The organism is Wolbachia pipientis (genome assembly GCF_023661085.1).
Lineage (GTDB): Bacteria > Pseudomonadota > Alphaproteobacteria > Rickettsiales > Anaplasmataceae > Wolbachia.
On sequence record NZ_JAHDJT010000034.1, the window covers coordinates 1 to 11150 of the forward strand.

At 36.7% G+C, this 11150-nt stretch carries 10 protein-coding genes and 1 tRNA gene; 8 read left to right on the plus strand and 3 right to left on the minus strand.

Features of this window, described 5'->3' with window-relative positions; all coding sequences use genetic code 11:
* Positions 1 to 350 precede the first annotated feature (350 nt).
* The 4 genes from atpG (at position 351) to DM84_RS02235 (ending at position 4269) form a co-directional block, all read left to right on the plus strand.
* Positions 351 to 1223 carry an ATP synthase F1 subunit gamma gene (atpG, locus tag DM84_RS02220; protein ID WP_250778125.1) on the plus strand — a complete coding sequence of 291 codons (873 nt, stop codon included), beginning with the start codon at positions 351 to 353 and terminating at the stop codon, positions 1221 to 1223.
* Positions 1224 to 1241: 18 nt separating this feature from the next.
* Positions 1242 to 2576 (plus strand): TldD/PmbA family protein, encoded by a 1335-nt coding sequence (locus tag DM84_RS02225; protein WP_250778126.1) that lies wholly within the window; start codon positions 1242 to 1244, stop codon positions 2574 to 2576.
* 174 nt (positions 2577 to 2750) lie between these two features.
* Positions 2751 to 3005 (plus strand): cold-shock protein, encoded by a 255-nt coding sequence (locus DM84_RS02230; protein WP_250778127.1) that lies wholly within the window; start codon positions 2751 to 2753, stop codon positions 3003 to 3005.
* Between the two features lie 25 nt (positions 3006 to 3030).
* On the plus strand, positions 3031 to 4269 hold the full coding sequence (locus tag DM84_RS02235; protein WP_250778128.1) for a DEAD/DEAH box helicase: 1239 nt from the start codon (positions 3031 to 3033) through the stop codon (positions 4267 to 4269).
* Between the two features lie 301 nt (positions 4270 to 4570).
* On the opposite strand, the gene DM84_RS02240 is transcribed toward DM84_RS02235, so the two are convergent.
* Both DM84_RS02240 and ubiE read right to left on the minus strand, forming a co-directional pair.
* Positions 4571 to 5680, minus strand: a complete 1110-nt coding sequence (locus DM84_RS02240; protein ID WP_250778129.1) for an FtsW/RodA/SpoVE family cell cycle protein — start codon at positions 5678 to 5680, stop codon at positions 4571 to 4573.
* Positions 5677 to 6375, minus strand: a complete 699-nt coding sequence (gene ubiE / locus DM84_RS02245) for a bifunctional demethylmenaquinone methyltransferase/2-methoxy-6-polyprenyl-1,4-benzoquinol methylase UbiE (protein WP_250778133.1) — start codon at positions 6373 to 6375, stop codon at positions 5677 to 5679. Before ubiE ends, DM84_RS02240 begins: the two co-directional genes overlap by 4 nt.
* A 167-nt stretch (positions 6376 to 6542) precedes the next feature.
* Here ubiE and DM84_RS02250 point away from each other — a divergent pair, with 167 nt between their 5' ends.
* Complete coding sequence (locus tag DM84_RS02250) at positions 6543 to 7739, plus strand: multidrug effflux MFS transporter (RefSeq protein WP_458783138.1); 1197 nt, start codon at positions 6543 to 6545, stop codon at positions 7737 to 7739.
* Positions 7740 to 7806: 67 nt separating this feature from the next.
* On the opposite strand, the gene tkt is transcribed toward DM84_RS02250, so the two are convergent.
* Positions 7807 to 9762, minus strand: coding sequence for a transketolase (gene tkt / locus DM84_RS02255; protein WP_250778130.1), 1956 nt, complete (start codon positions 9760 to 9762; stop codon positions 7807 to 7809).
* A 113-nt stretch (positions 9763 to 9875) separates the two neighbouring features.
* Between tkt and rpsD the strand changes: the two genes are divergently transcribed.
* The 3 genes from rpsD (at position 9876) to iscX (ending at position 10812) form a co-directional block, all read left to right on the plus strand.
* Positions 9876 to 10490 carry a 30S ribosomal protein S4 gene (rpsD, locus tag DM84_RS02260; RefSeq protein ID WP_250778131.1) on the plus strand — a complete coding sequence of 205 codons (615 nt, stop codon included), beginning with the start codon at positions 9876 to 9878 and terminating at the stop codon, positions 10488 to 10490.
* 12 nt (positions 10491 to 10502) lie between these two features.
* Positions 10503 to 10589: transfer RNA gene (locus DM84_RS02265), tRNA-Leu, on the plus strand.
* A 28-nt stretch (positions 10590 to 10617) separates the two neighbouring features.
* Positions 10618 to 10812 carry a Fe-S cluster assembly protein IscX gene (iscX, locus tag DM84_RS02270; protein WP_250778132.1) on the plus strand — a complete coding sequence of 65 codons (195 nt, stop codon included), beginning with the start codon at positions 10618 to 10620 and terminating at the stop codon, positions 10810 to 10812.
* Positions 10813 to 11150 lie beyond the last annotated feature (338 nt).

An 11150-nucleotide genomic window follows, 5' to 3' on the forward strand; every position in this document is an offset into this window, starting at 1 on the left:
TTTTAACCTGTACAGATTGGGAAGTTAAACAAATAGCTTCAATACTATGATAAGGATAACGGCGAAGGTTGTCAAGTAGTTTTTTTGTTTCTATTGAGTGGCTTTTCTCTACTGTTGTCTTGTATCTTGTCAAAAGTATCTAATGTTTTAAGCTTAGGCATTAGATGGAACAAGGAAGAACTCTTTAAGTGCTTCTTTTGCCCACAGTTGGCAGGTTTGAGTGAATTTATGATATATTTTATTTACCTCCCCCAATAATAAAAGTTGGTATTGTATCTTCTTCGTATCAAAAGAACTTGTTTTTTGACATGAACAGTTGTATATTTTAATAAATCAGAGTTGTATATAGAATGAAGAGCTTAAAGGAATTGTCCTTAAGAATCAAGAATATTAGGTCTGTACAGAAAACTACAAAAATAATGCAAATGGTTTCTGCAGCGAAGTTATTGCAGAGCCAAAAAAAGCTATCAAGTTCAAAATTGTATATATCTAAGCTGCATAGCATTGTTTCTTCATTAGTGTTAGCGGTTAATCAAGAATTATTGGCAAAAGTTTTAAACACTAGTGATGATGATCCTTACCTAGTATTTATTATTGCATCTGATCGCGGCTTGTGCGGCAACTTTAATTCTTCCATTGTCAAATTTAGTCAAGAGCATGTAAATAAGTTAATCACAAATGGCAGAAGGGTAGATATTGTATTTTGGGGTAAAAAAGCTTTTGATATAGGTAAAAATAGGTTTGATTCTAAAAGTATTTTAAAAATTGAAAACAGCAAGGGAATTACGCTAAGGTATATAGAATCTTTGATTGATAGTATGGATCTCAATCAGTACAATAAAATTGAGGTTTTCTATAACAAATTTTATAATACTTTCACACAAAAACCAACGTTGGAAACAATAAAACCATGGAGTAAAGATTCATCCTTGATTGATAACTCTCTGGCTGATTCAACAGCAGATTACAGCTATGAATATGAGCCACAAAATACTGAATTTATTTTACGATCTTTGATTCAAAGTTACGTTACAGCTGCCCTTTACTCTGCTTTACTTGAGAGCACAGCAAGCGAGAATAGTGCTAGAATGGTTGCAATGGAATCAGCAAATAGAAACACTAAAGAGATGCTGGATAAGCTAGCACTGCTTTATAATCGTTCTCGTCAAGCAGCAATTACAACTGACTTGATCGAAGTCATAGGTGGTGCAGAATCTTTATAGAAACCTAAGGGGTAAGAAATGAATATACTAAATATTGCATCAGATATCATCAAACTGATAAAAAAGCAGAGCCAAGATGCAGAAGTTACAATATATGAAACCAACAAAATCTCGGTTTCTCAACGGCTATCAAAAATTGAACAAATATCACAATCTAAAAATTGCACGATAGGAATTAGAGCTATAGCAGGCAAGACCAAAGCTGCGTATATTTCTACAAACGATTTAAACAACCTTGGTGATACGGTCAATCAAGTAGTAGAAATGGCAAAGAACGCACCAGAAGATCCTTACATGAATTTTGCCATAGGTGGAGATAATTATATCTCTTCTACAGACTTAGGTGTCTTAGACAATAATGTTATAACTATTGATAATTTAAAAGGGATTGCTGAAGCTACAGAAAATTCAGCTCTTGCATATAAAAATATCATTAACTCCGAGGGGGCCTCTTCTTCACATACCTTAGTAAACACAGCATTATCTACCGTTTCTGGTTTTATTGGTTCATTTAGCAAATCAATCTTTGTTAATCGGGTTTCCGTTGTTGCTGGAGAAGAAAGTGAAATGAAGGTTGGTTATGACTACGATGTAGCGTGCAATTTCGGCGATTTAAAGTCACCAGAATTAATAGGAAAAGAGGCAGCAAAAAGGGCAATTGATCAATTAAATTCGCGCACAATCAAAACTGGTAAATTTCCGGTTATTTTTGAAAAAAGAGCAGCAAAAGAGTTAGTGAAAAGTTTCGCTTCCGCTATAAATGGCAGTAATATTGTAAGTAACAGCTCTTTCTTGAGAGATAATTTGAATACTCAGATTTTCAACGATAGAATTAACATTATTGATGACCCATTATTGCCAAGGGGTATAGAATCAAGGCCATTTGATGGAGAAGGAATAACCAGCAGGAAAAATATACTTGTAAAGAACGGAGTACTACAAAATTGGATTTTAGACCTATATTCGGCTAAAAAATTAAACTTGGAAACAACAGGAAATGCAACTCGTGCAGGTAATGCCGCAATTGCTCCCACAGCTAGTAACCTTTATATTGAAAATAGCAATATATCGTTTGAGGAACTGATTGAGGAAGTGAAAGAGGGAATATACATAACTGATTTACTTGGTTTTGGTGTTAATCTGATCAATGGTGATTATAGTCAAGGCGCATCAGGATTTTTTATAGAAAATGGAAAAATAACGTATCCAATACATGAGATTACTGTTGCTAGCAATTTAAAAGACATGTTTAGCAACTTAGTTGTTGCAAACGATTTAACTTTTTGTGGGCAATTTAATTCACCAATGATTAAAATTAGTGAAATGACAGTTGCAGGCTCGCTCAGCAATTAGAAAATTTAGTTGCATCAGGTACAATAATTGTGTACTATGACTGTGTAATGTTAGGATAGACTATGGAGTATAGAAGTTTAGTTTCAATAGCTAAGCTTCGGGCATTCCCAATTATAATTTCAAAGTTTTTCATCACATTAGTAAGGTTAGTTAATAGTTTTAGGAGTTGTTCAAATGGAATTTGGTAATATAAAGTGGTTTAATGCCGAAAAGGGTTATGGTTTTATTAAGCCAGAGGCTAAAGGAAGTGATGTTTTCATACATATCAGTACGTTAGAGCGTTCAGGAATAAGACCTGATTCACTTAGAGGAGAAAATAAGGAGAAGGGAATAAAAGGAGAAAGAGTAAGCTATGAGCTCAAAGAGGAGCGAGGTAGAAATGGAGAAGAGAAAAAATCTGCAATAAATTTAAAATTGCTAGAAAACTAATCGTATTTTGATGGTGAAAGTTTTTGTGAGCAGCTTTCAGGAGATGAATCTTCCAGTTTTGCTTAGGCGAGCTCTAGACAAACACAATCTTTCTGTTCCAACTCCGATTCAAACACAGGCGATTCCTTTAGCTCTACGAGGTAAAGATATTCTCGGATCTGCTCAAACAGGAACTGGAAAAACTTTGGCGTTTGCTATTCCGTTGGTTGCTAAGTTATTAGATAAGTCTAATGCCGGTTCAGCCTTAGTTATAGTACCAACCCGAGAGTTAGCGCAGCAGGTAACGAATGAGGTAAGAAAACTCTTATTTCAAAATTCCGTGTTAAAGATTGCCTTACTAATTGGTGGTGAGCCTATCTTCAAGCAGCTAAATCAGCTTCGGAAAAAGCCGCGAATTGTAATAGGTACTCCTGGTCGTATTATAGACCATATTGCACGTAAAACTTTGATTACTCACAATATCAACACTCTTGTGCTTGATGAAACAGACCGTATGTTCGATATGGGTTTTGGAATTCAAATTGAAGAGATTATGAAATATCTGCCAAAAATACGGCAAACTCTAATGTTCTCTGCAACTCTTCCTGGTGATATAGTTAAACTTGCTGAGAAATATCTCAGTCAGCCAGAACGTGTTTCTGTTGAGCATGAAACTACAACTTCTACGAAAATCAAGCAAGAAATTATTTATGCATCAGAATCAGAAAAGTATGGCAAACTTGTTACACAACTATGTCAGCGTGAAGGATCAATCATTATTTTTGTCAAAACAAAGCAAGGAGCAGATCAGCTGGCTAACAAATTGCGCGAAGATAACTATAGCACTTTAGTAATTCATGGTGACTTAAGACAGCATAAACGCGAAAGAGTCATCAATTCTTTTCGTCGTGGTCGCAATCAAATCATGGTTGCAACGGATGTTGCCTCTCGTGGTCTTGATATTCCCCACATACAACACGTTATCAATTATGATGTACCACAATCGCAAGCTGACTACATTCATCGCATAGGTAGGACTGCACGCGCTGGGGCTGAAGGATACGCATTATCTTTCATTACACCTCAAGATAAGGGAAGGTTACCTGCACTTGTAGACAAAAAAGGGGAGTTAAATTTTGACTCCAACGTGCAATTCAAAAAACGTAGTAGTAAAAAAAACTTTAAAAGACCAAATGCGCTGAAAACTAAATATAGTAAGAAAAGGATCAATACTTTCAAAGAGAGAAGCAGAGTGCTACAAAATGTACACTCTTCTATTTTTTAGAAATTCAAATGTAAAAGGTAAGAAAAGGTGATTTGAAAAGTTGCTAGATATCTAAGAATGAATGAAAAATCTTGACTGTTCCCAATAGATATCCAAATTTTCTGGGGGTGCCTTCACAACACCCTTTTGGATGGTAGGAGATGGGGTGCTGGAATGACACTATCATAAAGTGCAATGAGATCCCAGTGGGGCTACCTGGATGACAACGAAGGGTTGTTTTCATGACACCATCCTGGTAGGCTCAAACCACAGTGTTCATGCAATTGTAAGCGATACAGGTTGGGCAGTTCTGATCACTAGTCTATATATTTCTAAACGCAATACGCTTACGAAATTTTAGTGCAATAGCTTGGTTTCTACTAAAAGACAGCATTATGCCAAGAGCAATGCTTGAAGATAAAAGGGAAGAGCCGCCATAGCTAAGTAATGGCAAAGTTATACCAGTGGTGGGAAAAATGCTTAACGTTACCCCTATGTTTATTATAAATTGTGCGATAAATTGAATCGAAATACCGAGAATTACCAGCAGATTGAATAATTCACTTTCTCTATGTGCAACATAGAGTAAACGAGCGGAAATGATGCCAAACAACATCAATGTGGCTAAACACATAACCAAACCAAATTCTTCTGCTAAGACAGAAAATACAAAATCTGTATGACTATCAGGAAGAAAGATTTTGACGCTACCTTCGCCAGGACCAACACCGGTTAACTGGCCTTTTTTGAATGCTTCCAATGATTTTATGACTTGGAAATTATCACGCTGTGTAAAAAAGAGAAAATTGTAAACCCTTTGCTTTATATGCGGAAAACACAAGTAAGCCGTTGCAATTCCAGTTGTAACTATTCCTACTATACATACAAAGTATAAAAGTGGTATACACGCAATAAACATTTGGCCGGTAAAAGAATATGTCAAAAGCATGGACATACTGAAATCGGGCTGTAAAAGTAACAATGTAAAAATCAACAGAAATATTATGATTGATACGTGAATTTTAAACTTCATTCCGCTAGCCAAGACACCAGCTATAACAACAGAAAAAAATGGCCTTACAAACTCAGATGGCTGAATTGAAATTTTGACAACATATAACCATCGTTTCGCCCCTTTTGCTTCCATGCCAAGTATTACCACAGCTACCATTAGAATAATAAACAGAGTAAAACCCACAAACGAGAGGTTAAGTATGGTTTTTATATTGAGAAAAGAAAATGTTACTAGGGTAACCAGTGACAGGACTATATAAACTGTGTGGCGCTGTATAAAATAATTTTGCGGTAGAGAAAGGCGCTGTGCGATAGCAGGACTTGCCGAATGAACAAGAACGAAGCTTATAGTCAGCAAAAGGACTACTGGAGTAATGAGATAATAATCTAGTGTTCTATACCAGAGTTTGATGTTCATTTTGTTCCAATGTGTAATGCCACTATTCCATAGCTCATATTATGAAACTCAACATTCTTAAAGCCTACTTCTTCAATTTCAATTTTAAACTCAGCCTGAGTTGGAAACTCTCTGATGCTTTTCACTAAATATTCATAAGAACTCCTATCTTTAGCAACTATGCTGCCAATTTTGGGAATTACTTTAAATGAATATAAGTCATAAAATTTGGCGAATATTTCATTCTGATAGTGCATAGGGGCAAACTCCAGGCAGATAAATTTCCCATTTGGTTTTAATACCCTATATGCTTCACTTAAAGCCTTCTTGCGGCTGGAAACATTTCGAATGCCAAAGGCTATTGTGCAGTAATCAAATTCGAGATCTTCAAACGGTAAGCTTTCTGCATTTGCACACACCCAATTAAAATTAAACTGGTTTGCATTTATAGCTTTATCGCGGCCTCTGCTCAGCATATTTTGATTTATATCGCATATTGTGACCTGAGCGCTTGGTTCTTTTCTCGCTATTCTTATTGCTATATCTCCAGTTCCTCCAGCGATATCTAAAACCTTAGAGTTTTTTGTAAAATGCATACTATTTACCACCTTATCCTTCCATAGCCTGTGCATTCCAAGGCTCATTATATCATTCATAACATCGTAGCGATTTGCTACGGAATCGAATACCTCTTTAATTAATTGTGATTTATCCATGCTATCTATTATATCAATCATTACACTATACGATAATTTTATGAGATTTTTACAGGTCTTTTAATAGATCCCTTGCATAACCGTTTTAAACTTCTGTAGTTAAATTAATGTAACCAGTAAAGAAAATGTATTATAATAAAACTTTTATAGCTCAGCGAATCCATTAAGTGGCAATACAAAATATTATCTCTCTTATCATGATATTATCTGTAGCAATTGCCGATATGGCAACTGACCTGTATTCAGTTGCACTACCGAGCATTGCCCATTATTTTGAAGTAGAAGGCCATGTGGTGCAGCTTACAATCAGCTTAAATTTAGTTGGACTTGCGATATCCGGATTAATTTATGGTCCACTATCTGACCATTATGGTAGGCGTCCAATCATGCTGATCGGTATGGCAATTTTTACTTTGGCAAGTATTGCATGTTACGTAGCTGACAATATTGTGCTCTTAATACTCATTCGCTTTATACAAGGAATAGGGGCTGGTGTTGCAGGCGTAGTTGGGTATGCGGCAATAAGGGATATGTACTCAGGTAGTGAATACTCAAGAGTAATTTCAAAGTTAAATATGGTAGTAGCGCTTTCACCTGGGATAGCTCCAGTGGTAGGCAGTTATATAATTTCAAGTGGGTACAGTTGGAAATTTTTGTTTTTTATTATATCACTCGCGGCAATTGTTATGCTCGTTTTTATTTACTTTAAGTTACAAGAAACACTTACTATAACTGAAAGTGAAACCAGTATAGCTAGTGTAATGGTCAGTATTCCTAAACAATATATATCGATATTTAGAAATCATCGTTTCCTTGGGTTTGCAGCTATCCATGGATTAACTTTCATGTGGCTTTGGGCGTATATTGCTAACTACCCTTTCATATTTGAGTCTATGGGTGTTGAAATACAATATTTTGGTTACCTAATATCAATCATAGTTATATTTTACATAATTGGAACTTTGATCAACAGAAGATATGTACCAAAAATAGGGGTTAGCCGGATGTTAATAATAGGTTTGATGTTGCCAATAATACCTGAGAGTTTGTTGGTATATTTTTACTCCATAGGCAAATTAAACGTGTTTGTCCTTCAAACTGTTTGGATTCCAAGCAATATAGGTATTGCACTCGTAATAAGCAACAACGTAACTTCTGCGCTAGAAACAGTCAAAAGTATAGGGCTTGGCAGTGCAGTTCTCTCATTCTGCAATATGATGTTCGGAGCCATTGGAGTATATATAGTAGGAAAATTCTTTTCTTACGGTATTTTATCAAATTTGCTATTGACAATAACATGCTCTACAATTGCGGTTCTTATATACTGCCTGCTCAAATGTACTGAAAAATACTCAAGAGGGTAATTATATAGTAAACCGGTTCTTTTTTTCTGGCATTCAGATACTGGAATTTCATATAGTTATGTAAGGTCTACTGAGTGCAAACCAATTTCTCGTACACACATTTTACTACATGATCAGCACTGATATTAAAATGCTCATAAAGTGTTTTATAAGGTGCTGATTCTCCAAAGCTTTTCATACCGATAAATATACCATTTGAGCCTATATATTTATACCAGCCCATTTCGCTTCCAGCTTCAATTGCAACTTTAATGCTGTCATTATTTAATATTGCTGCTTTATACTCATCACTTTGCTCGTCAAAAAGCCTCCAGCATGGCATAGAAACAACCCTTGTGCCTATACCTTTTTCCTGCAATTTTTTTCTTGCTTCAATTGCAATTTCAACCTCAGATCCGGTTGCAAATATCGTCACTTCTAGCTTTCCTAAATATTCGCACAGGGTATATGCACCAAACTTCGATAGGTTGGCAAATTGGTGGGCATCAAAGTGGAATTTGCGCATGTAATTTACATTCTGTCTTGAAAGTGCAAAAAGTACTGGTGACTCTTTTTTTTCCAGTGCGATACTAATGCACTCTAGAGTTTCGATTGCATCGGCTGGTCTAAAGACGTACAAATTCGGTATAGCACGAAGAGAGGCTAAGTGCTCTATCGGCTGATGAGTTGGGCCATCTTCTCCTACTCCAATTGAGTCGTGAGTCATTACATATATGACTTGCTGTTTCATCAAGGCTGAAAGACGTATAGCAGGGCGGCAATAATCAGAAAACACCAAAAAAGTGCCACCATAAGGAAGAATTCCGCCATGAAGAGCCATGCCGTTCATACAAGCTGCCATAGCGTGTTCTCTCACTCCATAGTGGATATAAGAACCACTATAATCATTGCTATTTATTACCTCCATATGCTTGTATTTAGTGCAATTTGACCCAGTAAGGTCAGCAGACCCACCGATTAATTCTGGCATAGACTCAGTTAAAAGTTCCATTACTCTGCCGAAAGAAGATCGAGTAGCTTCGTTTGGCATTGCCTCGTGTATTTGTTTCTTTAGGTTAGCCAAATCGCTCTCGATATTACCTGGTAAACGCTTATCAAGTCTTCTTTGCAACTCTTTACTGGTCGAGGACACGTAGTTTTGTTTTGCTCTCTCAACTGTTTTCATCCAGGCATTTTTCACGTTCTCTGGCACATGAAATGGCTCCTGATTCCAATTTAATTTCTCTCTCATCTTTTTTATATCTTCCTCCGTAAAAGCACCACTATGAGCAGAAGATGTACCGGCACGGCTTGAAAATTTTCCGATGATGGTTTTGCAGCAAATAAGCGACGGCTTGTCAGATTTTTGCGCTTGCTTTATTGCAAGTGATATGGAGTTAAAATCATGGCCATCAATTTTGTTAACATTCCACCCATAAGCTGAAAAACGCTTTTCCACGTCATCAGAACAAGAGAGGCTAGTAGCGCCATCTATAGAGATGTCATTATCGTCAAAAAGGGCTATCAACTTATTCAGTTTAAGATGTCCAGCAAGTGATGCTGCTTCATGGCTTATTCCTTCCATAAGACAGCCATCTCCAAGCACTACGTAAGTGTAATGATTAATTCCAAACTGCTTTTCAAGGATCGATTCAGCAAGTGCCATGCCAACTGAAGTGGCAAGCCCCTGCCCGAGCGGGCCTGTTGTTCCTTCTATGCCGGGAGTCAAACCAAATTCTGGATGACCTGGAGTTTTGGATGTGAGTTGTCTGAAGTTCTTCAACTCATCTATACTAATGTAGCCTGTCAGATATAATATTGAGTATAACAACATTGAACCATGGCCGTTTGATAGAACAAAACGGTCTCTGTTGAGCCATTTAGAATCATCAGGGTTGTGATTTAGATATTTAGCAAATAAAACAGTTGCAACATCTGCCATGCCAAGTGGCATACCTGGGTGCCCAGAGTTTGCTTTTTGTACCGCATCAATTGATAAAAAGCGGATAGCATTTGCCATAGATTCCAAAGGTAGATGGTTCATATGTCAATAGAAAAACTTAAAAGTGAAGTATAAGAAATTAAACTAGCAAAAACAAGTTGACACTTAATGCTAAAATCCTTAATAATCTAGAGCTAGATTATGAGAGTTTTTATATGACAACTGTTATCAATAGAAAGTATAGAATCAGCCGTAGGCTTGGTATAAATTTGTGGGGTAGAGCAAAAGATCCAGTAAACAAAAGGAAATATCCTCCAGGTCAGCATGGTATTCTTGGGTTCAAAAGATTATCTGATTTTGGTAAGCAATTCGCTGCACATAAGAAATTTAAGTTTTATTATGCAATTTCAAGTAAGCAGCTCAGGCGTATATTCTTAGATGCTTACAACAGAAAAGGTTACACAGCCGATAATTTTATTGGTATCTTAGAATCAAGGTTAAGTTCTGTTTTGTATCACTCTGGCCTTGTACCAACAATTTATTCAGCAAAACAGCTCATATCTCATGAGCATGTTACAGTTAATGATGAAGTGGTTAATATATCGAGCTATCGAGTAAAACCTGGTGATATAGTAAAAATAAGAGAGAGAGCAGTAAAAATCCCTATAGTAGTAGAGGCTGCGGAAAAACAAGAACGTAAGGTTCCAGACTATTTAGAAACAAACAGTAAGGAGCATTCAGTGAAGTTTTTAAGAGTGCCTCAATATTCTGAAGTTCCTTACTCGGCGGATATGGAAGTTAATTTAGTAGTAGAGTTCTACTCTAGGTAAAATAGAAAAAGAGCCCGTGTGGCGGAATCGGTAGACGCAGCGGACTTAAAATCCGTGGGTTTTGCGACCTTGGGAGTTCAAGTCTCTCCATGGGCACCAATTTAGTTTGGCAGAGTGTTCAAGAAATATGAAATGGCTTGATATAGAAGACATCGCAGAAGCTTTAGAGGAAAAGTTCCCAGGCGAAGATATAGTTAATATCAGGTTTACTGAGCTAAAAAAAAAGGTCTTGGGTTTAGAAGGGTTTGACGATGATGAGAAACGTTGCAACGAAAAAATACTCGAAGCCATTCAAGTAGCTTGGATTGGAGAAAGATCTTAGACCGCTATGGAACGATCTAATCAGTGCTCCTTTCCTGTGTGCTTGGCGCATAGCTGTTGTAATTTGAGCCTACTAGAAACAAAAAAAACTACTTGACAACCTTTGCCGTTATCCTTATCATAGTAATGAAGCTATTTGTTTAACTTCCCAATCTGTACAGGTTAAAATGACAAGAGAACTTGTATTTGGCGTACTATGTGCACTGCATGTCTTTTTAAAACTTCGGGTTTTCAAGCTGAAACGCGCTTATAAGTCGTTTAAGACATCACCCAACGCCGGATTTTAAAATAGAGAGTGGAATAACTAGCTACCTCGGGGTTTTATTGTCTTTTTCTCCT